Origin of the sequence: Aequorivita aurantiaca (assembly GCF_030410135.1) — a bacterium.
Lineage (GTDB): Bacteria > Bacteroidota > Bacteroidia > Flavobacteriales > Flavobacteriaceae > Aequorivita > Aequorivita aurantiaca.
The window spans coordinates 1-25749 of record NZ_JAUGQQ010000013.1 but is presented as its reverse complement, the minus strand read 5'-3'; the positions used below and the strand labels follow the sequence as shown (position 1 = coordinate 25749).

Annotated in this window: 23 protein-coding genes and 1 tRNA gene; 12 read left to right on the top strand and 12 right to left on the bottom strand. The window is 36.6% G+C overall.

Annotated features, from left to right (window positions below):
* Window positions 1-501: 501 nt before the first annotated feature.
* Window positions 502-1917: a hypothetical protein gene (locus QRD02_RS13135; protein ID WP_290255416.1), complete on the top strand. Its 1416-nt coding sequence runs from the start codon at window positions 502-504 to the stop codon at window positions 1915-1917.
* 215 nt (window positions 1918-2132) lie between these two features.
* Here QRD02_RS13135 and QRD02_RS13130 read toward each other — a convergent pair whose 3' ends face one another.
* A complete protein-coding gene (locus QRD02_RS13130; protein WP_290255415.1) occupies window positions 2133-5564 on the bottom strand; it encodes a hypothetical protein in 3432 nt (1143 codons plus the stop codon).
* 573 nt (window positions 5565-6137) lie between these two features.
* Here QRD02_RS13130 and QRD02_RS13125 point away from each other — a divergent pair.
* From QRD02_RS13125 to QRD02_RS13115, 3 genes are all read left to right on the top strand, one after another.
* Window positions 6138-6647, top strand: coding sequence for a HigA family addiction module antitoxin (locus QRD02_RS13125; RefSeq protein ID WP_290255414.1), 510 nt, complete (start codon window positions 6138-6140; stop codon window positions 6645-6647).
* 63 nt (window positions 6648-6710) lie between these two features.
* Window positions 6711-7121 carry a nucleotidyl transferase AbiEii/AbiGii toxin family protein gene (locus tag QRD02_RS13120; protein ID WP_290255413.1) on the top strand — a complete coding sequence of 137 codons (411 nt, stop codon included), beginning with the start codon at window positions 6711-6713 and terminating at the stop codon, window positions 7119-7121.
* 6 nt (window positions 7122-7127) lie between these two features.
* A complete protein-coding gene (locus QRD02_RS13115) occupies window positions 7128-7313 on the top strand; it encodes a hypothetical protein (protein WP_290255412.1) in 186 nt (61 codons plus the stop codon).
* Window positions 7314-7337: 24 nt separating this feature from the next.
* On the opposite strand, the gene QRD02_RS13110 is transcribed toward QRD02_RS13115, so the two are convergent.
* Window positions 7338-8501: a site-specific integrase gene (locus QRD02_RS13110; RefSeq protein ID WP_494337476.1), complete on the bottom strand. Its 1164-nt coding sequence runs from the start codon at window positions 8499-8501 to the stop codon at window positions 7338-7340.
* A 364-nt stretch (window positions 8502-8865) separates the two neighbouring features.
* Window positions 8866-8938, bottom strand: a tRNA-Lys gene (locus tag QRD02_RS13105).
* Between the two features lie 206 nt (window positions 8939-9144).
* On the opposite strand from QRD02_RS13105, the gene QRD02_RS13100 reads away from it, so the two are divergent.
* Window positions 9145-9663, top strand: coding sequence for a shikimate kinase (locus QRD02_RS13100; RefSeq protein ID WP_290255411.1), 519 nt, complete (start codon window positions 9145-9147; stop codon window positions 9661-9663).
* Here the strand turns inward: QRD02_RS13100 and QRD02_RS13095 are convergent.
* Together QRD02_RS13095 and QRD02_RS13090 are read right to left on the bottom strand one after the other, a co-directional pair.
* Window positions 9655-10149 carry a phosphoribosyltransferase family protein gene (locus tag QRD02_RS13095; protein ID WP_290255410.1) on the bottom strand — a complete coding sequence of 165 codons (495 nt, stop codon included), beginning with the start codon at window positions 10147-10149 and terminating at the stop codon, window positions 9655-9657. The two genes, QRD02_RS13100 and QRD02_RS13095, sit on opposite strands and share 9 nt — an antisense overlap.
* A gap of 28 nt (window positions 10150-10177) precedes the next feature.
* Complete coding sequence (locus QRD02_RS13090) at window positions 10178-10564, bottom strand: RNA-binding S4 domain-containing protein (RefSeq protein ID WP_290255409.1); 387 nt, start codon at window positions 10562-10564, stop codon at window positions 10178-10180.
* Window positions 10565-10644: 80 nt separating this feature from the next.
* Between QRD02_RS13090 and QRD02_RS13085 the strand changes: the two genes are divergently transcribed.
* Window positions 10645-11568 (top strand): hypothetical protein, encoded by a 924-nt coding sequence (locus QRD02_RS13085; protein WP_290255408.1) that lies wholly within the window; start codon window positions 10645-10647, stop codon window positions 11566-11568.
* A gap of 98 nt (window positions 11569-11666) precedes the next feature.
* On the opposite strand, the gene QRD02_RS13080 is transcribed toward QRD02_RS13085, so the two are convergent.
* Complete coding sequence (locus tag QRD02_RS13080) at window positions 11667-12620, bottom strand: transketolase family protein (protein ID WP_290255407.1); 954 nt, start codon at window positions 12618-12620, stop codon at window positions 11667-11669.
* A 17-nt stretch (window positions 12621-12637) separates the two neighbouring features.
* Window positions 12638-13483, bottom strand: a complete 846-nt coding sequence (locus QRD02_RS13075; protein WP_290255406.1) for a transketolase — start codon at window positions 13481-13483, stop codon at window positions 12638-12640.
* A gap of 176 nt (window positions 13484-13659) precedes the next feature.
* On the opposite strand from QRD02_RS13075, the gene tgt reads away from it, so the two are divergent.
* The 6 genes from tgt to QRD02_RS13045 all read left to right on the top strand — a co-directional run bounded on the left by tgt (window position 13660) and on the right by QRD02_RS13045 (window position 20793).
* Window positions 13660-14790, top strand: coding sequence for a tRNA guanosine(34) transglycosylase Tgt (tgt, locus tag QRD02_RS13070; protein WP_290255405.1), 1131 nt, complete (start codon window positions 13660-13662; stop codon window positions 14788-14790).
* A gap of 1 nt (window position 14791) precedes the next feature.
* On the top strand, window positions 14792-15871 hold the full coding sequence (locus tag QRD02_RS13065; RefSeq protein WP_290255404.1) for an LptF/LptG family permease: 1080 nt from the start codon (window positions 14792-14794) through the stop codon (window positions 15869-15871).
* Window positions 15858-16760, top strand: a complete 903-nt coding sequence (locus tag QRD02_RS13060; protein WP_290255403.1) for a DMT family transporter — start codon at window positions 15858-15860, stop codon at window positions 16758-16760. Before QRD02_RS13065 ends, QRD02_RS13060 begins: the two co-directional genes overlap by 14 nt.
* A 51-nt stretch (window positions 16761-16811) precedes the next feature.
* The gene (locus QRD02_RS13055; protein WP_290255402.1) at window positions 16812-17765 is read left to right on the top strand and encodes an acetyl-CoA carboxylase carboxyltransferase subunit alpha; all 954 of its coding nucleotides are present in this window, start codon (window positions 16812-16814) and stop codon (window positions 17763-17765) included.
* Window positions 17766-17933: 168 nt separating this feature from the next.
* Window positions 17934-19487, top strand: coding sequence for a replicative DNA helicase (gene dnaB / locus QRD02_RS13050; RefSeq protein WP_290255401.1), 1554 nt, complete (start codon window positions 17934-17936; stop codon window positions 19485-19487).
* Window positions 19488-19608: 121 nt separating this feature from the next.
* A complete protein-coding gene (locus QRD02_RS13045; protein WP_353959587.1) occupies window positions 19609-20793 on the top strand; it encodes an asparagine synthetase B in 1185 nt (394 codons plus the stop codon).
* A gap of 41 nt (window positions 20794-20834) precedes the next feature.
* On the opposite strand, the gene QRD02_RS13040 is transcribed toward QRD02_RS13045, so the two are convergent.
* The 5 genes from QRD02_RS13040 to thrS all read right to left on the bottom strand — a co-directional run bounded on the left by QRD02_RS13040 (window position 20835) and on the right by thrS (window position 25163).
* A complete protein-coding gene (locus tag QRD02_RS13040) occupies window positions 20835-21782 on the bottom strand; it encodes an OmpA family protein (protein WP_290255399.1) in 948 nt (315 codons plus the stop codon).
* 112 nt (window positions 21783-21894) lie between these two features.
* Window positions 21895-22239, bottom strand: coding sequence for a 50S ribosomal protein L20 (gene rplT, locus QRD02_RS13035; RefSeq protein ID WP_290255398.1), 345 nt, complete (start codon window positions 22237-22239; stop codon window positions 21895-21897).
* 96 nt (window positions 22240-22335) lie between these two features.
* Window positions 22336-22533, bottom strand: coding sequence for a 50S ribosomal protein L35 (gene rpmI / locus QRD02_RS13030; RefSeq protein WP_290255397.1), 198 nt, complete (start codon window positions 22531-22533; stop codon window positions 22336-22338).
* A gap of 112 nt (window positions 22534-22645) precedes the next feature.
* A complete protein-coding gene (gene infC / locus QRD02_RS13025) occupies window positions 22646-23158 on the bottom strand; it encodes a translation initiation factor IF-3 (protein WP_290255439.1) in 513 nt (170 codons plus the stop codon).
* 58 nt (window positions 23159-23216) lie between these two features.
* The gene (gene thrS, locus QRD02_RS13020; RefSeq protein WP_290255396.1) at window positions 23217-25163 is read right to left on the bottom strand and encodes a threonine--tRNA ligase; all 1947 of its coding nucleotides are present in this window, start codon (window positions 25161-25163) and stop codon (window positions 23217-23219) included.
* Window positions 25164-25749 lie beyond the last annotated feature (586 nt).

Genomic DNA, 25749 nt, shown 5'->3' with positions numbered 1-25749 from the left:
TCGTCTTAACGGAAACCGTACGGAAAAAGAATATATTGTTTTCACAACAAACGAAAAAAAGTCCGCTTAACTCATGAGGATATCGTATCAATTTCTCCTGCTACCAACACTACTTTGGTGGGACTTCTTTCAAGAGCTTATAATAGGGATAGTATAGTCTATAATAATAATATAATCACCAAACAGTTGGATGGTATTTTTGATAGTGATTGTATACTGTTATGGAATAAATGGAACAAAAAGTTTTGAACATCTATTATTATAGAAACCGCTACGAGGTAATGAATAAAAATATGTAATACCAATATTCCGGAAAAACAATAGGAGTTCCCTCGAATATTTGAATAAACTTTCTAGCGGAGGTTCCGGGACAATACTCCTTTCATATAATACAGTTGAAGGTGAAACTAAATCAGAAGAGTTCACTTTTGAAATTTTAAATCAGAGAGACAAAGGCTATCCATTTAAAATAACCATAGAAAATTATCTAAATAATGGGGAGTGAAATACGAGGAGAGTTACGGACTGAAAAAAGAACTTAATATTAAGATTAACGGGAAAGAATACTATACTAATAGAGATTCGGTAATTAATTTTAAAACCGAATTCCCAAGAAAACCTCAGTATTTATTTGGACAATTGTCAAACTTAAAAAGTTTCCAAAAACTCAATTCAGAATATTACGCAAGAGTTATTATTGTAAGTGATGATAGTGATTTTATTTTTCCCACCTACATATTAGATCACAAGGAAAATTGGATAAAATTTGATATTGAAAATTGGCATTTATCTGATTCTTTAATGGGAATTAAAGTCATGAATGTTCGAGCAATGTTTATTAATTTGGAAGTAAATAATTTTAGATTTCGATTTTACGGCGTTGAAAATATAAATGCGCATATAATTGATTCGCTTGATTTAATTGATGATCAGGAATTTAAAAAAATTGCATATTGCATTAGACTTTGCTTTGCATTCTTATCTGGTAAGTTCTACAAATCCGAAATTGCGTATATTTTTTCCGAATCGAATGATTTTAGTACTGTTGACCAATTTGAATTCTTACTGGAAAATTCTAGCCAAATATCAAACCTTCAACTTATTAATCCAAATCTCTTCTTTGAAACATTTGAACTCAAAACAAAGGAAGAAAAACTTAAGCTCGAAAAATATCATAATAAATTTTCCTCTGAAATCTTCAGTTTCTTTTGCGTGTTAGTATATACTTCTCCTGAATTGCAAAGAACACTTGAATTAGTTGTTTCCGCAAGTTCTAATGAGGATATAACTCAAAAAGGTGCATTATACGCTGTAGCAATTGAAACCCTCTCTGAGTATGTTAAGGAAACTAACCCCAATTCATTCAATCCAATAAAAGATAAGGTTACATGGAGAAATTTTAGACAAGAAATTTTAGAAGTCTTAATCACATACTCCGACAAAATTGACTTTTCTGGGATAGAAATTCTAACGAAAAAGATCAATTCGATGAATTCGCCAACCAATAAAGATAAACTATCCAAGCCCTTCAAATTATATGGAATTGATTTAGATGAAAATGATTTTGAGAACCTAAATCATCGAAATACATTTCTTCATGGGGGAATTCCTTTTTATGACGATGACAAAACTAAACAGGATGCTGCCGTATTAAAATTACATTACTTAATTAGTTCGTTGATTTTAAAAATGATAAATTATAAGGGACATTTTATTAATGTTTCAGGACTCCATTATCTTCATAATTATGAATTTCAAGAACTCACCAAAAGTTTCGATATGGAAGAATTTCCCAAAATTTTAAACCTACTAAAAAACCCAAATGTAACATCGGAGGATTTGCAACAAATCAAAAAACATTTACATGCAATTAATGTAATAATTGAAGGGGCAAATACGATTAAAATAATGGAATAAAAAACAAAAAATAAACATTAGTCGTTGCACAACCCATAATTTTAGAAACCGAATTACTATAAGCTGCTTTGAGCGGCTTTGTTTTTTGTTACCTTTTAAAAGTTTAAGAGGGAGCCTTTCTATGTAACAAAAAACTTTATATTTGGTATTCTCTCACGATTTAAAAGCCACTCATATGTTTTATTAACAGCATCAATTTAAAACAATCATTAGCTTTAAAAATTATAATTTTTTTCTTCTTTCAAAATCCAAAATGAAGCTCCGCCTTCTTGAATTAATCGCGAAACTAGAGCTTTTGTTTTAGTCTTTTGCGAGCTTTTATACATCGATTTAAAAAATTGTTTCCATACATCATTTAAGTAAAAATGGTGCTTAGATTTACTTCTTACATATCCTTCTAGTAATACAAGTTCAACTATTTTTAATGTTTTTAGGGGATTATAGGCAGTATATTGAATTAATTCTTTCTCCAAAATATGTGAGAATGAGATTTTACCTGAAGATTTTTTTAAAGTTTTAATAATAAGGTCAAGGTATCTTTCGATTTCAAAGTCCTTATTTCCATCTAAATACCAAAAACTAAAATGCTCAAATAAATTATCATTTGTATATTCATCCAAATATTGCTCCCAAAGTAGAAAAAGAGACTCATTTAAATTAGGTGGCCATTTGTTTATATCAAGTTTATTTATTCGCGATACTGCATAGCGACCTATGAGGTCTATAAAATGTATGTGAGAGTTTAGTGTACCTTTTTTAAAATATACTGCAAAGAGATCAGAATTATGAAACTCCTCTGGTTTATGTATGTAATAAGAGAAAAAATGATTAGCCAAAGCCTTTTCAAAATCTTTACTGTATTTACGATCAGATTCAGGTTTTGGAGTATTTGTTATCCAATGGATATATCTTTTTCTAATAGTAATATTCGATAAGTACTCAGTCCACGGTTGAGTATGCAAGAAACCATTCCACACGTGTAATTGTAAATGATAAGGTAAGGAGTCATCCCATAGAAATGAAAGCTCTTTGTAATACCATTTTTTATCAAGTGAGATTAAATGATCTGTATTTAATCCAAACATAAAATGAAGTGCCCGAGTCTTTTCTGATTTTATAAATAATTCTAAAACATCTCGCCAAGAGTTAGAATAATCTGCAAATTTTAAATTTACTTGGCTCTCTAACTTTCTTAAGAAAAACACATATGAGGAAAAGGCCGCTCCTCTGACAGAATTAATCGCTTGAAAATAGCTATCTGAAACTACAGTGGGTCCTCCTCCAGTACGTATGGTACTTGATGCAGTTACAAGTTCTTCACCTAAAACTTTAGGGTTCTCATGCTTCAAAAGAAGCTCTAAGGTTTTTCTTACTTTCTCGATTCCAGAAAGTTCCGGTGTTTTAGATATAAATGTCTTACTATCAAGAAGCTGTTGAATTACTTCATTTACGCCATGAAATATCATCAAGTTTGATACCGGTTCGTATGCGTTCCTTAATGATTGTGATTGGTTAGATTCTATGTCTATCAGTTTATTTTGACTTTCAAGTACTACTATTGTGGATATAAAATCTATAATTTTATTATAATTGGAAAATGAGTCGTTTTTTTTCATGAGTTGGGCAAGTCCCTCAAGCATACGATAAGTATATGTCAAACTCAATTTTTTAGGCTTTATGAATTCATTTAATTTTTCTAAATATTTTTCAGGTCGTTTGTGCAGATCTTGAATAATAAGTAGAGCAAGACCGTTTGCGTTAATAGGCTTAAGAAATGACTCATCTGATGACACTTTTAGGATTTCGTTGGGATGCCATTTATAATGTAAATTCTTGATAATTTCTAGAACTGATAAGGAAGAGAGCTCCTCTAAAGTAATTGGTGACTGGTCAACAACAAAACCTGCTGTCACTTGTCCCAATGTAGGAGACGGTTTATACCCTTCCATTATTTCAATGCCAGCACCTACTATTTCTTTTAATTGCTTATGATTAAGGTAACTGCTAATTACTGAAAATATACGATTAGCATAAATTTTAAAATGAGATGAATTGTCAGAATTCTCTTTGAAATGTGCTATTAATCTTTGAAAAATTGTTGATTTCGAACGGGCACTTAATTTATGAAAAGATTCCGCAAGTGTAGTTTCATATTCAGCACCTGATAAATACTCGAATGGATTCTGATATTTTGTAAATCGAAGAGTTTCTTCTACGAATTGTGATTCAAATTTAGGCAATGAAAATGATAATAAAATATATTTGAGTTTCCATAATATAGGTGACTCGGGAGATTTATTAATAATTTCTAGAATTGTTTTCTCAGAACTACTTTCATGTATTATATATTTTTTAGCAAGCCTTATATAAGTTCCTAGTAATTTGTCCATAATTCCTTTATCGTAATCTTTAACATCTTGAATAGATACTTGTGTTAAGTCATAACTCAGAAATGAAGTATTATCTTGAAACTGTAGCCCTGACGTTTGTTCATCTATAGGATGGATTAAGGTTTTATTAAATATTTCTAGTAAGATGACCAAACATTTTTTTTGATAATCGTTGGGGATTTTAGATAGCCCTTCAAAAGTATTTTCAATAAATTGAGTATCGAAAATAAATGGGCAATATTCACGCGAAGACCAAGAATAGTCGTTTTGTGGCAAGGAAACTAATGGACTAAATCTATATTTTAAATAAATAAGAAATGTTTCCCAATCATTGTTTTGGACTATTTTTTTCGCGATATCCTCTAAAATATAATCATCAGAATACTTTTTTGAGGGTAAAGTCCATCCATTATCATATAGATACTCAAAAACTTGACGTAAATATTGAGAAGAAAATGATTTCATACATCTCAAAATACTTGTCCGAGTTGCAAAAGGATTAGTGTCATTTTCTATTTGATGATTTAAAAAGATATGAGCTACTTCTTCGGGTGCTTCTGGAGCTAATCGCTCCAAGGAAAAGAGTTCAAAACTTGTCCATCTGTCAGAATCATGAAAAGTTTTGGACCAATGGAAATTATTATAAAAACCTTGTTTAACAAAAATCGGAAGAGTATCAGCCGTTATATGAGTAAAGAAATATTGACAAGCATCTAAATTAGATTCTATATGCGATCTCACTTCTTGAACTAAATTGTCAATTTTAATTGACTTGGAAATATTAGATATAAGTAGTTCTATTTTTTCATGGATATCAAGTTGTCTTGTAAGTAATATATGTAGTTCTTTTTCAAGGCTTAAAACAAAATTTTCATATTCACTTGCACTAGGAAGTATTTCATTTTTTTCAGCGCTTAGATTGTGATGAGCAATTTCAGTGAATTTATTATACAAAAATCCTAGTTTACCTATATCTTCAGAAATAGCGGATAATGACCCATAGTTTTCAAAAGCGACAAGTTTTTTATCAATACCTTTTGGAAATTCCTTGTAATTGTTTTTATTAAGTAAATGATAGAAGATTTCTCGAAAAGAATTTGCAGATTGTGACATCCAATCTGGGTTTGCCCTAAGTTTTGGTTGCATGGCGAATAAGCCGCCAATAAACATATCGCTTGGCGACCTAGGGATGTCCCATTGGTTGAAGAGCTCTTCTAATCTTGCGATTATAAAATTTTGTTTTGAAGAGAGTGTCATAAACAAATCTTTTTATTAATTGTTTTATTAAACTACCGAATGTAATATGAACAATAAAGATAAAAAAGACAAACTTTAAAACATTATTAGGGTGTTTTAATTTAGCACTGATAAGTTATAGTTATTACTCATAAATACACTGGTGCGCTTTTAGAAAGCATGTCTATTGAGTCGCATTTGTAATGTCCCCTGGCGCGGGCGTCTCGCCCGTGTCCTCAGTAATGTTTCGTCCTAAAAAATTACGTGGTACAACAGGCTGTCAGGGCTACAGTCATAGGGTGGTAATGCTATTCTCAACTTGGCCTAATGCTATGTTCATGTGTTGATAATGTATGGTTCAAGGGGGTCGAGTCCTACCCGAATGTATAGTTTAAGCTACATTTAAGGTACCCAAAGCCTAGGTTAAGGCTACTTTCATATTTTATTAGTTATTTATTTAGAAACTAGTTCATTTATTTAAAGCATAGATAATTTATTATTAAGGAGATATTCGAATTTCTAATTATAAGTAATAATTAGTAAACGATTTTGTTTACTAAATTCTTATATTTACCTTTGTAGTATAAATAACCTATGTTACCTAAAATAGCGAAGATAAAAGGATTACATCCCGGGCTTATATTAGAACGTGAAATAAAGCGTAATAATATTAAGAGCTCTCAACTGGCTTTGGCTGTAAATGAACACAAGCAAACCATCAGTGCCATTATAAATCAAAGAAGAGGTATCAATCCCGAACTGTCCATTAAATTGGCGGATTACTTTCAAACGGAAGATGATTACTTTATGATGTTACAGGCAAGCTATGAAGTAAAAATTAAATTGGTTAAGAACAGTAGGGGAACGCCTAATCTCCACAATTTTAGAAAGGTACTATTTTGGGATACCCATTTTGATAAAATAGATTGGAATAAAAACAAACGTGCCATTATAAAAAGAATACTGGAAAGAGGGAATGATATAGAAATCAATGAAATTATAGATTTTTATAGTAAAGCTACTGTATCTAATATAGCTAAGTCTATAAAGAACTCCCGTTTGCCTGCATTTCAAAAGAATGCAGAAGCCTATAATCTTATTTAATTTTAAATGCCTTTACATTTAAATACAGTTTCAGATCTTCTTTGGGATTCCTAAGTATCATTAATGGCTATTGAAGAATTTAAAAGCTTTAGATTGGTAGGTGGTACGTCATTAAGTGTACAGCAAGGCCATAAGGAATCTGTAGATATTGATTTATTTACAGATGCGGAATATGGTAGTATAGATTTCAACCGTTTAGAAGAAATTTTAAATGAGACCTTTCCATATGTAGATACATCTTCTATGGGGGAGGTGGTTATTGGAAGGTCTTATTTTGTAGGCGAAGATGAAAATAATGCAATTAAGTTGGATATATATTATACGGATCCTTTCGTTTTTCCATTATTAGAGGTAGATAATATACGTTTGGCATCAAAGGAGGAAATTGCCGCAATGAAATTGGAAGTTATTGCAAATGGGGGTCGTAAAAAAGATTTTTGGGACATCCACGAACTTCTTGATGTGTTCACTTAAGAGGAAATGTTAGGGTTCTATGCGCAAAGAAATCCCTATGAAGCAACAAAACAGGAACTTTTGAAAGCTTGTCTAGATTTTTCAATAGCTGAAGATGATTTCACTCCCTATTGTTATAGAGGCAAAGTTTGGGAACTTGTAAAAATTGACATCGAAGAGGAGGTCCAAATGTTGTTGGATGAATACAAATAGTATATAATCTAAGACGCTTCATATTCAATAGATGTAATCTTGGTTTAATGTGTGATTTTTTTTGTGCTTAATCATTGGGTTTGACTCATGCTCTTCTTTAGCTAACTTTTCACTTAACATTCTCATATCCTCATTTACTTTTCTATCGATGATTTTTGCATAATGTTGGGTAGTTCGTAGATTTTTATGTCCCAGCATGTTGCCCACTGTTTCCAAAGGAACTCCATTTGTAAGTGTTACGGTTGTGGCAAAAGTATGTCGGGCTAAATGGGTGGTAAGATTCTTTTTAATGCCACAAAGTAAGGCGATCTCTTTAAGATAGGCATTGGATTTCTGGTTGCTTAAAACCGGCAATACACAATCCCCATTAATTACTTTAGGGTTTCCTTTGTATTTATTTAAAATCGCAAAAGCGGGAGGTAAAAGAGGAATAACCAATTTAGTTTTCGTTTTTGTGCGCTTTGCCAATATGGATAAATTTCCATCTATATCTCGAACAATATTATCAGGGGTTAATTTTTGGATATCCACATAGGCAAGTCCAGTATAGCAGCAAAAAACAAACATGTCGCGTACAATTGCCAAGCGTTCCCACTTAATTTCACGTTCCGCCAGCGTATTAAGTTCCTGCTTGGATAGAAATTCCCGTTCCCTTTTAATAAGCTTAGATTTGAATTTTATGAATGGATCGTGGTCTAACCATTCAATATTGTAGGAGAGGGTTACCATTTTTCGCAGCCTTTGGATATGTTTCATTACCGCGTTGTTCCCAATTTTTCCCTGATAGTGTCTGGGCTGGTAAGACCTTAGAAAACTTTCGAAGCCAATGACAAAAGCGTAATTTAAGTCCTTTAGATAAATATCTGAGCTTTTAAATTCCTCCTTAATATATTGTCGAATATATTTTTGACTGGTCCGGTAATGGCATAATGTTTTTGCACAAAGCTTGCTGGACATCTTTTCATTGTGATAGGTGATAATGTCTTCTATGGAATGGTTTTTTTTATCCTTGCCCAAGAACCTTGCCTTAACAAGATTGGGAGACAATACTTTGCTCTCCGATTTAAGGTCCCGATAACAATGGACAATTTGAGCCTTCGTCTCATCAAGATAGAGATTTATTTCCCTTGAGGCAGCCCTATTGCCTTGGACCCTTTGGCGTTTTGCATCCCAGGAGGTTACTTGGATTTTTTTGCTTTAGGCTCAGGTTGACCCTTTTTCCGTTGACCGTTATTCGGGCATAGAGGTTCGATTCATTGTTGATGGCACGAGTGCCATAGATCCAAAATAAATGGAAAATGTTGAAGTGGTTCGCATAGCTGTCGTCTTAAATGATGAACAATAAATGAGACGAAAGTCAAATCAGCCATATTGGTCGCAAATGTAAATATATGTCAACATTTTGGGAATGTTGACGATTATTAATATATGTTGACGATTTGTGAACCTTTAAAGGCAAACTATATCAAATTAAATGATATGCCTAAAAAATGTAAAACCCTGCCAATCATAAAATTAGCAGGGTTTTGGTTTTGAATGATAACCATTCCAGTGACCTGGCTGGGGCTCGAACCCAGGACCACCTCCTTAAAAGGGAGGTGCTCTACCAACTGAGCTACCAGGTCTTCCTTTGAATGCGGGTGCAAATATACTATCATTAAATTTATTTTTCAAAACGAATTTCAATTAAATTTGAGAAAAATTTAAAATGGCTGAGAAACAGGAGCTCACAAATACAGTATTAGCTTGAAATTGAATTTCTATCCAACAAATCTTTAAATTCTGAAATTTTTTATATTATATAATTCAAAATAATGGAACCTTCGTAATTATGAAAATAATTTTAATCGGTTATATGGGAAGTGGTAAATCTTCGGTGGGGAGGGAGCTTGCCGCTCGATTGGGAGTACGTTTTATAGATTTGGACGCTGAAATTGAAATTCAGGAAAATGTATCCATTTCCAAAATTTTTTCCGAGAAAGGCGAAATTTTCTTTAGAAAATTGGAAAACTTCGTGCTTCAACGTATTCTCCAATTAGATGAAAATTATGTTTTGGCCACGGGTGGCGGCACACCTTGCTACGGAAATGCTATGGAAATAATCATAGGACAAAAGGATGCTATTTCAATATATTTGAAAACCTCAGTAGATCGCTTAATTGCACGTTTGGTGACTGAAAAGGATAATCGTCCATTATTGGCCCACCTTAAAAATGAAGCGGAATTAAATGAGTTTGTCCGGAAACATTTATTCGAAAGGTCTTATTTTTATAATCAAGCCGGCATTAAAGTAGAAAACGAAGGAAGTGTCAGCGATACAGTGGAAAAAATCACATCACTTCTATTCTAGAATAGCACTATAATTGTTTTTTTCAAAAATAACGGAAACATTTTCACTCAACGAGGTTGATAGTGAAATTCCTTTAAAGTCAGCTTTAATGGGATATTTTTTATGGTTTCTGTCAACAAGTACTGCAGTTTTGAATTGTTTTAATGGAACATCCAAAAAATGTTTGACTCCATAAATTAACGTAGTGCCAGAATGCAGCACATCATCAACCAAGATCAGGGATTTATTTTGGTATTCTTCTTTTTTAAGGGAAGTTTCTATTTGGCGAATGGGATTTTTCTTATCAATTACCACCTCACATAACAGCACTTTAATGGGAGAAATCTTTTCAACTTCTTTCTTTATCATTTTCGCAAGGGTAAACCCGTTTGAAACTATTCCTGCAATCACCACTTCCTTTTCATCAACATTGGTTTCATAAATTTGAAACGCAATTCTTTTTATTTTATGGGCAATCTGTTTTTTATCGAGAATAGTTGTGGTCATTTGCTGCTGTTTTTTTCAAATATAATGATTAAGCTTCATTTTCTTCTTCAGGGGATTCTGTAAAATCATCCAGGTCCCGTCGGTCTTTTTTAGTGGGTCGGCCCACTCCTTTTTTGCGGTAATAGGTTTTGGCGTATTGAAGTATTTCATTCGTTTCAAAAGCCTCCTTTGGGGTAGTGTCCTTCCGATAAAGATCCACAAGTTTCGCTCCTACACGACTTGGGGGCAAATCCAGAACTTCCATTTGATGATTTATTTGGTCCTTTCGGAGAGTTACAACATCCCCCGGGTAAACATCGCGTGAGGGTTTAACGATATCCCCATTAATACGCACCAATCCTTTTTTGCAAGCTTGTGTTGCAATATTCCTAGTTTTTAAATAGCGAACGCACCATAAATATTTATCAATCCTCATATTTATTAAGCCAAAAACAACGTTAATGTGGTGTGCAAAAATAGCGGAAAATTGTATCTTGCGCCCACAAAAAAATGAAGATGAATAAAATAAAATACGGAATTGCAATATTAATATCGGTACTTTCCTTTACCGTTTCCTGTAAAAAGGATGACGATGTCGAAATTGTAATCGTTCCACCCAGAGATAGGGGTGAAGAGGCAATTCGTGCGCAGGCGGAAATTGAAACTTTTTTGGAAACTCATTTTTATAACTATGAAGAATTTCAAGCCGACCCAGAAAATTTTAAGCTGAAATTTGATACCATTGCCGGGGACAATGCCTCCAAAACCCCATTGATGAATCAGGTAACTTCTAAGGAAGTTCGGGATTTGGTAGACAATTCCGTAGTCTATAAACTTTATTATCTAAAAGTTCGCGAAGGAGGGGGCGACGAACATCCGCATTTTTGCGATAGAACCACAAATACCTACGATGGAAGATTGATGAACCTCGATTTATTTGACAGTGCCGTTGTTCCCGTAAAATTTGAATTGGTGGAGAATCCACCCACTCCAGGAATTATTCGAGGTCTACAACAGGCAATCATTGAATTTAAGGGAGCAGAGGGCGATCCAATCATTAACCCAGATGGCACTCTTACTTTCAGCAACTATGGAATTGGGGCGGTATTCATACCTTCCGGCTTGGCTTATTTCCAATATCCTCCTCCAAACGGTGGCCTACAATCCTACGATCAAGTAATATTTTCATTTGAATTATTCGATTTTGAAGTGCTTGATCACGATGGCGACGGAATAGATTCCTATTTGGAGGACCTCAATGAAAATGGTACTTTATATGATGATGATACCGATGCCGATGGCGTCCTAAATTATTTGGATACGGATGATGACGGCGATGGCCGCCTCACAAAATTTGAAATTGAAATCATTAATGGTGTGGTAACTTTTCCCGATAGAAACGGTAACGGTATTCCAGATTATTTAGATTCGTCTATATAAGTAAGACTATTTATACAAAAAAACCATCCTAAGTTATTTAGGATGGTTTTTTTTGTCTTGTCGGGCCCAGTCTGGTTAGGCCTTTATAGAATCTGAATTTACTTACGAGCTATAACTTTTTGAACAGCATTTACAATCGCTGAAGCATTTAAGCCGTATTTATCCATCAATTGCTCAGGAGTTCCCGATTCCCCAAAAGTGTCCTGTGTTGCTACAAATTCTTGCGGAGCGGGATGTTGTGTAGATAATACACGCGCCACACTTTCACCCAAACCACCCAAGAAGTTGTGTTCTTCGGCAGTAACCACACATCCTGTTTTTTTCACACTCCTTAAAATTGCTTCGTCATCCAACGGTTTTATGGTGTGAATGTTTATAACATCGGCGGTAATTCCGTTTTCATTTAAAGTTTCAGCCGCTTGCAAAGCTTCCCAAACCAAATGGCCTGTGGCGATTATGGTAACGTCTGAACCTTCCTGCAAATGGACAGCTTTCCCAATCTGGAAATTTTGATTTTCGGGAGTGAAGTTTGCAACTTTCGGCCTTCCAAAACGCAGGTAAACTGGGCCTTCAAAATCTGCAATGGCAATTGTTGCTGCTTTGGTTTGGTTATAATCACACGTATTGATAACGGTCATTCCCGGAAGCATTTTCATCAACCCAATATCTTCCAAAATCTGGTGGGTTGCGCCATCTTCACCCAAAGTAACACCGGCATGCGATGCGCAAATTTTCACATTTTTTCCGCTGTAGGCAACACTTTGGCGAATTTGGTCATAAACCCTCCCAGTGGAAAAATTAGCGAAGGTACCCGTGAACGGGATTTTTCCACCAATAGTCATTCCCGCGGCCATACCGATCATGTTTGCTTCGGCAATACCTACTTGAAAGAAACGCTCCGGATGATTTTCCTTGAATTCATCCATTTTCAATGAACCGGTCAAATCTGCACAAAGAGCTACAACATTTTTATTTTTCTTTCCAAGCTCTGTGAGTCCGTCGCCGAAACCCGAACGTGTATCCTTTTTGCCTGTATCTGTATATTTTTTCATCTGATTTTTTTTCAATTTTAATAATCGCCCAAGGTTGCAGAGTTTTGCAATAGCCCAGTTTCCAGCTGTGCATCATTTGGCGCTTTGCCATGCCAATCGTGGGTATGCATCATAAAGTCAACGCCATGGCCCATAATAGTATGCAACAAAACGCAAATGGGTTTTCCGTTGCCGGTCTTGTCTTTCGCTTTTTTCATCCCGGAAATGATTGCACTTAAATCGTTTCCTTTTTCAATTTCCAACACCTCCCAGCCAAAAGCTTCAAATTTCGCTTTCAAATTTCCCATGGGAAGCACATTCTCGGTTGATCCATCAATTTGCTGGCCGTTCAAATCTACGGTTACAATTAGGTTGTCAACATTGTTTCCGGCGGCATACATTATTGCTTCCCAATTTTGGCCTTCCTGCAGTTCACCGTCGCCACAAAGGGCGTAAATTATATGTTTATCGTTATTCAACTTTTTTGCCTGGGCCGCGCCAATAGCAACCGAAATTCCTTGGCCCAAAGATCCCGAGGCAATACGAATTCCCGGCAAGCCTTCGTGCGTGGTTGGGTGGCCCTGCAATCTTGAATTTATATGTCGAAATGTTCTTAATTCTTCCACGGGGAAATAGCCTGCCCTTGCGAGAACACTATAAAATACGGGGGAAATGTGTCCGTTTGAAAGAAAAAAAAGATCTTCGCCGATGCCATCCATCGTGAAGTTTTCCTTACGATCCATCAATTCATTATAAAGTGCCACGAAAAATTCGGCACAGCCCAATGAGCCACCCGGATGTCCGGAATTCACTTTATGTACTTGTCTTAAAATATCCCTTCGGACCTGAATTACCAAATCCTCAAGTGCTTTGTAATCTGCCATAATCTGTTTTTATTTTCAGTGTCAAAAGTAACGTATTCAGGGGGGTGGTCAAAATGGAAAGGCGGGCTTTTATTAACGATTTCCCACTTTTGTTAACACACGTAAAAATCAGAAATGAGAATTTAGAATTCCGAATTAATTAAAGTTATCTTTGCCCCTTCAACAAAAATTGCTGGATGCATTTTAATTTAGAAGCCACAGATTTACAGAGCAGTGCCCGTGCCGCGACCATCACTACCGATCACGGAACAATTGAAACCCCAATATTTATGCCCGTTGGAACAGTGGGAACCGTAAAAGGTGTCCACCAACGCGAATTGAAGGAAGAAATAAATCCGGATATTATTCTTGGGAATACCTATCACTTATATCTTCGGCCGCAAACTCCGGTGCTTGAAAAGGCGGGCGGGCTGCATAAATTTATGAATTGGGACCGAAATATCTTGACCGATAGTGGCGGTTACCAAGTGTATTCGCTTTCGGCAAATAGAAAAATTAAAGAGGAAGGCGTTAAGTTCAAAAGTCATATTGACGGGAGTTATCACGTTTTTACGCCTGAAAATGTAATGGAAATTCAGCGCGTTATCGGTGCGGATATTATTATGGCTTTTGATGAGTGCACTCCCTATCCCTGCGATTATAATTATGCAAAACGCTCGATGCATATGACGCATCGTTGGCTGGACCGCTGCATCAAACATTTGGAAAAAACACCTTTGAAATATGATTACGGGCAGACTTTTTTTCCGATTGTGCAAGGGAGCACCTATAAAGATCTGCGGAAACAATCTGCGGAATATATTGCTTCGGTTGGGGCGGAAGGCAATGCAATTGGCGGTCTCTCCGTTGGCGAACCGGCGCATGAAATGTATGAAATGACCGCTGTTGTTACTGAAATTCTTCCGAAGGAAAAACCTCGCTATTTAATGGGAGTGGGCACTCCGGTGAATATTCTTGAAAACATCGCTTTGGGAATTGATATGTTTGACTGCGTAATGCCAACGCGAAATGGGCGTAACGGAATGCTTTTTACTTCCGAAGGAATTATAAATATCAAAAATAAAAAATGGGAAGCTGATCTTTCGGTAATCGACCCGATGCGAATCACTTGGGTTGATACGGAATACAATAAAGCTTATCTGCGCCATTTGTTTACGGTAAATGAAATGTTGGGAAGACAGATTGCTACCATCCACAATCTTGGTTTTTACCTTTGGTTGGTTCGGGAGGCTAGAAAACATATATTAGCGGGTGATTTTGCCAATTGGAAAAACGGCATGGTCAAAAAACTGGATCAAAGATTATAAGATGCTGAGCATACTGGACCGATACATTCTCCGCAAATATTTGGGCACATTTTCGCTCCTTTTATTGCTGTTCATTCCTATTGGAATAACTGTGCATCTTGCGGAGAAAATTGATAAAATTCTCGATAATGAAGTTCCATTTACCGAGGTAATGATCTATCTCTACAATTTCACCATATACTTCGCCAACCTTTTGTTTCCGTTATTTCTCTTTCTTTCTGTAATTTGGTTCACCTCAAAATTGGCCAATAATACTGAAGTGATTGCTTTTTTAAGTAGCGGTGTTTCCTATTACCGTTTTCTTCGGCCTTATATAATTGGCGCTACCCTTGTGTGTATCGCGGCCTTGGTTTTCAGTATGTATTTGGCTCCAAAGGCTAGTAAAGGTTTTAATGAATTTTCCTATGATTATTTGAAAAAAGGAAAACAGGATAGGGACCAAAGCAATGTTTATACGCAGATAAATGACAATGATTATATATATGTCAGTTATTTTAATGTGACTGATAAGATTGGCAGCAACTTTACATTGGAACATTTTAACGGCAACCAAATGGTTTATAAAATAAGTGCCAACCAAATAAAATATAACGAAAAAGATAGCACTTATACACTTTTCAATTATAAGAAGCGAAAAATTGGCGAAGGTGCGGATATATTGGAAACAAAGCAGAAGTTGGATACTGTTTTCGCTTTTTCCATGGAGGATTTAACTCCTGTCACATATATTGCAGAAACATTGAGTTTTTCAGAATTGAATGACTTTATTGAAAAAGAAAGAGCGCGCGGGTCGTCATATATTAATAGGTATGAAGTGGTGCGATACAAACGTTGGAGCCTTCCGGTTTCGGCATATATACTCACTATAATTGCGGTTGCGGTTTCTTCCGTGAAAAGACGTGGCGGGATGGGAGTAAATCTTGCCATAGGTATCGGCATCGGAATGGTTTTTATCTTTTTTGATAAAATTTTCGGTACCATGGCTGAACAAAGCACATTCTCACCCTTTATTGCAACCTGGTTTCCCAATTTTGTATTCGGAATACTGGCAATTTATCTTTTAAGAAATGCGAAACGATAAGCTCCTAAATTACCTTCATCTCCATTTTATTGTTTTTATTTGGGGGTTTACAGCAGTTTTGGGCGCATTGATTTCCTTGGATGCCATTCCATTGGTATGGTACCGGATGCTATTGGCAACCATCATTATATTTGTTTTTCTGAAAATTAGAAAGGAAAACTTAATGTTTTCAATGAAAACTTTGGGCGGTTTTGCCTTGGCGGGACTTATCATTGCGTTGCATTGGCTTACGTTTTTTGGTGCTATAAAGGCTTCAAATGTTTCCGTTACGCTCGCCGTTCTCTCCACAGGTGCATTTTTCGCTTCATTTCTGGAACCTCTTTTTTACGGCAGAAAAATAATTCTCTACGAGGTAATGTTCGGAATGGTAGTAATAATAGGGCTCTATATAATATTTGATGTCGATTCCTCCAATTCCCTCGGAATAATTTTAGCACTTATTTCCGCTTTTTTAAGCGCGCTATTTTCCGTAATAAATGGAAAATTCGTACTGAAGCACAAAGCATCATCCATTTCGTTTTATGAATTGATGTTCGGCGTTTTGGGAATAAGTGTTTATTTGGCTTTTGCAGGAAAAATCAATGCCGAATTTTTTACAGTTTCGGCAAAAGACTGGGTATATCTTCTAATTTTGGCTTCGGCCTGTACGGCCTATGCTTTTGTAGCTTCCGTGCACGTGATGAAATGGATTAGCCCATACACCGTAATGCTCACCATAAATATGGAACCTGTTTACGGAATTGTGTTGGCACTGCTTATCTTGGGCGATTCAGAAAATATGAGTGCCCAATTTTATTATGGCGCCGCAATCATACTTCTTACGGTTATTGCCAATGGTATCATTAAAATTACGCAGCAAAGAAAACGAAGAAGATTGCCAAACACCTAAAACAAAATTTTATCTTTGTACACCAAACCTTTATAAAACAAAGGAATACTTATGGAATATCTTGATTTTGAACTGCCTATAAAAGAATTGCAGGAACAATATGAAAAAGCCTGCCTCATAGGCCAAGAAAGTGATGTGGATGTTTCCAACACCTGTAAGCAAATAGAAAGGAAACTGAACGAGACCAAAAAAGAAATATATAAAAACCTTACACCTTGGCAACGTGTCCAGCTTTCGCGCCACCCGGACAGGCCTTATACAATGGATTATATTACCGCAATTTGTGGCGATTCCTTTTTGGAACTTCATGGCGACCGGGGCTTTAAGGATGACAAGGCAATGGTTGGCGGCCTTGGAAAAATTGGCGATCAGAGCTACTTGTTTGTGGGCCAACAAAAAGGTTATAACACCAAAACGCGACAATTCCGAAATTTTGGAATGGCGAATCCAGAAGGTTATCGAAAAGCTTTACGGTTAATGAAATCTGCCGAGAAATTCAATTTACCTGTAGTATGTTTTATAGATACACCAGGCGCATTTCCTGGTCTGGAAGCCGAGGAGCGAGGACAAGGGGAGGCAATTGCCAGAAATATTATGGAAATGACCCGTTTGAAAGTACCCATAATAGTTGTTATAATTGGTGAAGGTGCCAGCGGCGGAGCATTGGGAATTGGCGTTGGCGATAAAGTCCTGATGTTAGAAAACACATGGTATTCCGTAATTTCCCCAGAAAGTTGTTCATCAATCTTATGGCGAAGCTGGGAATATAAAGAACAAGCAGCGGAAGCCTTGAAGCTTACGGCCACAGATATGAAAAATCTAAAACTCATTGATGAAATAATAAAGGAACCTTTGGGCGGTGCCCATAGCGACCGTGAGAAAACTTTTACAACCGTTTCTGGCGCAATTGAAAAGCAGTACAAAGCATTAAAAATGTTATCCCCAGCCGATTTGGTGAAAAACCGAATGGAAAAATATTTGCAGATGGGCGAATTCAAAAGTTAAATGGTACTATAGCTTTACCTTGCGTAAATTCGGGGCGGGAGCCTCGGATTTTTTTTTGGGTTTTCAACAATAAATTAAAGTTTTCAACAGTTCGAATGTTGATGAGTGGTTAATATCGAACTAAATAAAACCAATCCTTTCTCTTAACATTTTATTTACATTCGCATAATGGAAAAAATTAAACCTCATACCAGTTTTTCAACTCGTAATGCGCCAGTAATTTCACTTGAAAAAGGAAAAATTCCCCCTCAAGCTATTGATTTAGAAGAGGTTGTGCTTGGGGCATTAATGATTGACAAAAAAGGTGTAGATGAAGTTATCGATATTCTTCATCCCGAAGTTTTCTATAAGCAAGCGCATCAATACATCTTTGAAGCCATCCATAATCTGTTTGAAAATAGCCAACCGGTGGACTTATTAACCGTTTCTTCCCAATTGAAGAAGCAGGGGAAAATTGAGTTGGTTGGGGGCGAGTTTTATTTGATTCAATTGACTCAAAAGGTGTCTTCTTCGGCGCATATTGAATTCCACGCACGCATCATTCTTCAGAAATATATTCAGCGCAGTTTGATTAAAATTTCAAACGAAATAATTGAGGATTCATATAACGAAAGCACGGATGTTTTTGACCTTTTGGATAACGCTGAAGCAAAACTTTATGAAGTAACACAGGGAAATATAAAGCGCTCCTCTGAAACAGCGCAAAATCTCGTAATACAAGCGAAAAAAAGAATTGAAGAAATAGCAAACAAAGAAGGTCTTTCTGGCGTCCCTTCTGGTTTTACAAAGGTTGACAAGCTCACTTCTGGCTGGCAACCCAGTGATTTAATTATTATTGCTGCACGTCCGGGTATGGGTAAAACCGCGCTGACACTTTCCATGGCGCGAAATATTGCGGTGGAACACAACATTCCCGTGGCATTCTTCTCTTTGGAAATGTCCTCGGTGCAATTGATAACCCGATTGATTTCTTCGGAAACACATTTAAGTTCCGAAAAACTTAGAACTGGAAATCTTGAAAAACACGAATGGGAGCAATTGAACGTAAAAGTGAAAGGTCTTGAAAAAGCACCACTTTTTATTGATGATACGCCCTCACTTTCCATTTTTGATTTGCGGGCGAAGGCGCGTCGTCTTTCATCGCAACACGGAATTAAACTTATCATTGTAGATTATTTGCAATTGATGACGGCCGGTGGAAGCCAAAAAGGCGGAAACCGCGAACAGGAAATTTCTACCATTTCCCGAAATTTAAAAGCTCTAGCGAAGGAATTGAATATTCCTGTAATCGCACTTTCCCAACTTTCCCGCGCGGTTGAAACCCGTGGAGGAAGCAAACGCCCGTTGCTTTCCGACCTTCGGGAATCTGGAGCGATCGAGCAGGATGCCGATATTGTTTCGTTTATTTATAGACCCGAATATTACAAAATTGACGAATGGGATGACGAAGAGCACACGCCAACAGCTGGCCAGGCTGAGTTTATTGTTGCAAAACACCGTAACGGAGGTTTGGATGAAATCCGTCTGAAATTCATCGGCCATCTCGGTAAGTTTGAAAGCCTTGATAATTTCGATACGCCAATGGAAATCCATTCCCGAATGAACGACGCCGCGAATGATGATACTTTTAAAACCAAAAATCTTCCATCGCCGAACGAGGCTTTTGGCAGTTCGATGAATAATGATTTTTCGGCCGATGATGACAATGACGTTCCCTTTTAAGAATGCGTGAACACTATGGCTTAAAAATTGTCGTTATATTCGCACGATGACACGTTTTACTATTCTTATTTTATTCATACTTTTTTCGATAAAAGCTTCAGCTTCCTATATTTTAATTCCGATGGATGCCGAAGGCCAAAAGGAACATTTGAAAGCTTACGGAATCACCTATTGGGTGCTGGAAAAACAGCAAAAAATAAAGTGGTTGCTAAATTATCGGGGTGGTTCCTTTTTAATGCCCGATTCGCCTGAAATTCAAAAGGAATGTCAGATTCGTGGGGTTTCATTTGAAGTGATTTCCGACAGCAAGACAGAACAAATTCTTACGGAAATTAGCAGTCCATCCAAAAACATGGATGCCGTTGTTCTCGAAAAAGCGCCGAAGATTGCCGTGTATTCTCCAAAAGGAAATCTTCCTTGGGACGATGCGGTTACAATGGTCCTGACCTATGCTGAAATTCCCTACGAAGTGATCTATGACGAAGAAGTATTGAGTGATCAATTGATTCTTTATGATTGGCTTCACTTGCACCACGAGGATTTTACAGGACAATATGGAAAATTTTATCGTGCTTATCGTTCCGCACCATGGTATATTGAAGAAAAAGCAAATGCCGAAGCGCTTGCGGCAAAATTGGGTTACAATAAAGTTTCCGAGGCGAAACTGGATGTTGCCAAAAAAATTCGGGACTATGTAATTGGCGGTGGTTTTATGTTCGCAATGTGCAGCGCAACCGACAGTTTTGACATTGCTCTTTCTGCGGAGGGAGTGGATATATGTGAGCCAATGTTTGATGGCGACCCTAGCGAACCCAATTATCAAAGTAAAATTGATTACAGTAAAACCTTTGCCTTTACTGAATATATTCTGGAAAGAAGCCCCATGGTTTATGAATTTTCAAGTATTGATATGACTGAAAAACGGCGAATTGCCAAGGAGTCTGATTATTTCACATTAATGGATTATTCTGCGAAATGGGATCCAATTCCTACCATGCTTTGTCAAAACCATACCGCTTTGGTCAAAGGTTTTATGGGGCAAACCACTTCTTTTGATCCGGATGAAATTAAAGCAAATGTTTTGGTGATGGGCGAAAATAAAAGCAATGGAGAAGCACGCTATATTCACGGGATAAAAGGAAAGGGTTTCTTTACTTTTTATGGTGGCCACGATCCGGAAGATTACCAACATAGGGTAGGGGACGCGAAAACGGAGTTGGCACTTCATCCAAATTCACCCGGCTATCGGCTTATTTTAAACAACGTTTTGTTCCCCGCGGCCAAAAAGAAGAAACAGAAAACCTAATTTCTTTTAGATCCCAAAATCCGAGAACCAAATTCAAATACCTATTGCTTATTTAAACTTTCGTAATAATCTTTGGGAGGCAAAACTGTAATTTCAACCCTTCGGTTTTGTTGTTTGTTTTCTTCGGAATTATTTGGAACCCGTGGTTTGCTCTCACCATAAGCTTTTATTTCAAAATCATACAATGCGTCTTCTCCAAAAATTTCATTTAATCTCTCCTTTACTGAAATACACCTATTTTCAGAGAGTGTGATATTTGAAATTTCGTCGCCATCGCTATCGGTATGCCCTTGAATGACGATTGTGGCTTTATCTACTTTCAATATGGTTTTTGACAAAGAATCGAGATCTTTTTTGGCTGTTTTCTTTAAATCAAATTTCGCCACATCGAAAAGAACATCCGCATTTATTGTGAGTTTTATTACACTATTTATGGCTCCAATTGCATCCAAATCTGCGCCGGCGCTTTTGCTTCTGCAGAGATCTTTTAGATCTGTAATTCGAAGAAAATAAAAAACGGTTTCATCATCAATTCCTGCATTGCTCAATTCTATGGATGATTTCCCGCCGGCAATTTTTCCGGCATAAACCCAATCAATCCCATTTTGTGAAATTTCTACTTTTGCGGGTTCTTTGGAAGGACCAACTTCAAATAGATAAAGATCATCGCCCGGAAGATTCATAAAACCATTGTCGGTAAATTCCACGGTCAAACTTCCGCCGCAACCCAGGGATAGGAAATTTGGAGTTTGGTAATTTTTGTAATTGGGCTCGTGTAGGCATTGAATACTATCCCTGAATTTTTGGATTGGTGGCGGCGTCCCCACTTTATATTCAATAAGTTTATCGGCAAATGAAATCTTTCCTAAAGGAAGATAAATAGATTCGTATCTGTCAATTCTGTATATTTTTCCTGTTCCTTTTTGGGCGAAAAGAAAATCCCCTGAAATAAAAACCGTTGTAAAAAGAAAAAGCAGTGAACGAAACATTCGTCTATTTTCAACTAAGATACTGAAACTTGTTTAGTTGATTTTTCCACATAAAAAAACCGCCTCATTGCTGAAGCGGTTTCTAGGCGAAATAATATAGTTTATAAATGTCTTATTTTACTTTGTTTATGATTGCGGCAAAAGCCTCTGGGTGGTTCATTGCCAAATCTGCCAAAACCTTACGGTTAAGCTCGATTCCACTGTTTTTTAAACTTCCCATAAATTGTGAATAAGACATTCCATGCTGTCTTGCACCCGCGTTGATACGGTTAATCCATAAGGATCTGAAATTTCTCTTTTTTGCACGACGGTCACGGTATGAGTAAAGCATAGCTTTGTCCACAGCATTTTTAGCAACCGTCCATACGTTTTTACGTCTTCCAAAGAAACCTTTGGCTTGTTTAAGAACCTTTTTTCTGCGGGCTCTCTTCGCAACTGAGTTTACTGATCTTGGCATAATTTTAATTTTTTTGTAGTAGGCGATTCATTAATTCTGAATTCTTTAATTGCACTACTCCAGGGTTTAAATAATTGTTTTAACCGGTTAAGCCTCTTACTTCATACGAAGCATAAGCTTAACATTTGGCTCATCGGCCTTGTGCACTAACGTGTCGTGCGTTAATGCAAGCTTGCGTTTTTTGCTTTTCTTAGTTAAGATGTGGCTTTTAAACGCATGCTTTCTTTTAATCTTACCAGAACCTGTAAGCTTAAAACGCTTTTTGGCACTGGATTTTGTTTTTTGTTTCGGCATGTTTCCTACTTTTTATTTATTACTTCGCTTTATTGTGAACTTCAGTTTCTTTGGAAACTGTAGTAGTTATTTTTCAATTAAATCTACATAGATTACTGAAAATTGGGATTGCTTACTTCTTTTTAGGCGCGATGAACATAATCATACGCTTACCTTCCAGTTTTGGCATTTGCTCCACTTTTCCGAATTCCTCAAGATCTCGTGCGAGACGCAACAATAGAATTTCTCCTTGGTCTTTGTAAATGATAGAACGTCCTTTAAAGAAAACATACGCCTTCAATTTAGAACCTTCCTGCAAAAACTTTTCGCCGTGCTTCTTTTTGAATTCGTAATCGTGATCATCTGTATTTGGACCAAACCTGATTTCTTTAATAGTGACCTTTGTAGCTTTTGCTTTTAAGACTTTCTCACGTTTCTTCTGCTCGTAAACAAATTTTTTATAATCTATTACTTTGCAGACGGGAGGATTGGCATTGGGTGAAATTTCAACGAGATCCAATTCTTGTTCCTCTGCAATTTCACGTGCTTTTCTTAAAGGATAAACGCCTATTTCAACATTGTCACCTACAAGGCGCACTTCCTCTGCACGAATCTTTCCGTTGATTCTGTGTTGATCCTCTTTGATTACCCTTGCAGGTCCCTTACTTCTTTTTCTTCGTATTGCTATGGCTAAAAATATTTAGTTATACATTAAATTCTTTCGACTCTTTCTTTATTTCTTGCTGAATCAATTCTGAAAAGGCTTTCGGCGTCATAGTGCCTAAATCGCCTTCGCCGTGTTTACGTACAGAAACCGTTCCATCCTTTTCTTCATGTTCACCAACAATCAGCATATACGGGATTTTGTTCATCTCAGCCTCCCTGATTTTCTTACCAATTGTCTCGTTGCGGTTATCAACAAGGGCGCGAATTTCGTCATTTTCAAGCAAATTTAAAACTTTTTGTGAGTATTTTTCATATTTTTCACTTAACGACAAAATACTTACTTGATCGGGCATAAGCCACAGTGGAAAATTTCCGCCGGTATGTTCTAACAAAATGGCAACAAAACGTTCCATGCTGCCGAAAGGAGCCCGGTGAATCATTACTGGGCGATGGGTTTCATTGTCGCTACCTTTATATTCAAGTTCAAAACGCTCGGGAAGATTATAGTCTACCTGGATTGTTCCTAATTGCCAACTTCTACCCAAAGCATCTTTCACCATAAAATCCAGTTTCGGTCCGTAAAATGCAGCTTCGCCATATTCAATTTTATAATCGAGCCCTTTGGATTCTGCAGCATTTATAATGGCTTTTTCTGCTTTCTCCCAGTTTTCAAGGCTTCCTATATATTTCTCTGGCTTATTAGGATCGCGCAATGAAACTTGCGTATAAAAATTTTCAAAACCTAATGAACCAAAGACATAAAGAACCAAATCAATTACTTTTTTGAATTCATCATCCAATTGATCTGGAGTGCAAAAAATATGTGCATCATCCTGTGTGAAACCACGAACACGCGTCAAACCGTGGAGTTCTCCGCTTTGTTCGTAGCGATACACTGTTCCGAATTCAGCAAAACGCTTTGGAAGGTCTTTATAAGACCAAGGTTTGCTGTTGTAAATTTCGCAGTGGTGAGGGCAATTCATAGGTTTCAATAAAAATTCTTCGCCTTCGTTTGGAGTTTTTATTGGCTGAAAACTATCTGCGCCGTATTTTGCATAATGGCCGGAGGTAACGTAGAGTTCCTTTTGACCGATATGTGGAGTAACTACCATTTCATAACCAGCCTTTTTCTGGGCTTTCTTCAAGAAGTTCTCGAGTCTTTCACGAAGTGCGGCGCCTTTTGGCATCCATAAAGGGAGACCTTGACCTACTTTTTGGGAAAATGTGAAAAGTTCAAGTTCTTTCCCCAGTTTTCGGTGGTCACGCTTTTTGGCTTCTTCCAATAATTGAAGATATTCAGTCAAATCCTTTTGTTTTGGAAAACTGATTCCGTAAATACGTGTAAGTTGTTTATTTTTTTCATCGCCGCGCCAATACGCCCCAGCAATGCTCATTAACTTAACGGCCTTCACGATTCCGGTATTGGGAATATGTCCGCCACGGCACAAATCGGTAAAAGTATCGTGGTCGCAGAAAGTGATTGTTCCATCTTCCAGATTTTCGATCAATTCAACTTTATATTCGTTGCCTTGTTTTTTATAATACTGAAGCGCATCTTCTTTTGAAGCTTCGCGGATTGAGAATTCATGTTTTCCGCGGGCAATTTCCAGCATTTTGTCCTCGATTTCTTTTAAGTCCTTTTCCGAAATTGCTTTTTCTCCAAAATCTACGTCATAATAAAAACCATTTTCGATAGCTGGTCCAATCGTTAATTTTATACCGGGATATAATTGCTCCAGCGCCTGGGCGAGTATATGTGCTGAAGAATGCCAAAAAGCTTTTTTCCCTTCGTCGTTGTTCCAAGTGTAAAGTGTTAGTGTGCCATCTTCTGTCAAAGGCGTAGTAGTTTCAACCGTCACATCATTATAGGATGCAGAAATTACATTGCGCGCGAATCCTTCACTAATATTTTTGGCTACATCCATAGGAGTGGCGCCTGCATCAAAATGTTTTACACTTCCATCGGGTAGGGTAATGGCTATCATATACTGAAAAAATTTAGGGTGCAAATATACTTTAGTTTCTTTGGATTGCAATATGGAATTTGCAGTAATCTGAAGTCTTTCGATTGATAAAGAAGAATTATTAATATGTTGAAAAGTTCAGTTCTCAGAGAGTAATATGTACGGTTTTTCCATTGAATTCAAAATTACGATTTGAAATAGGCTATATATTAAGGTATAATAAGGTGAAAATTTATTAAATACTCAAGTAATAGTTTTTCAATCGCTTAGCAAACAGATGAAAAAATAATTCGAAAAAATCAAAAATTAAATTTGTTGTAATGGAAAAGCATTCTATATTTGCACCCGCTTAACAGAACAGAAAATGTTCGCTCAAGCGAAAATCAGCGCTCTTAAAAATTTTTAAAATATTTTTCAAAAAGTATTGCAGAATTAAAAAAGAGTTGTACATTTGCACCCGCTAAAACAATGAGTGACTACAAAACATGATTTGAAAGCGAGTAAAAAGAAACAAAAGTTCATTGAGATATTGAAATTGACAGCGTAGATTGCCATTTGAAAAGATGGTGGTCAACATTAGAAAACTAAACTAAGTGAGAATCCGAGA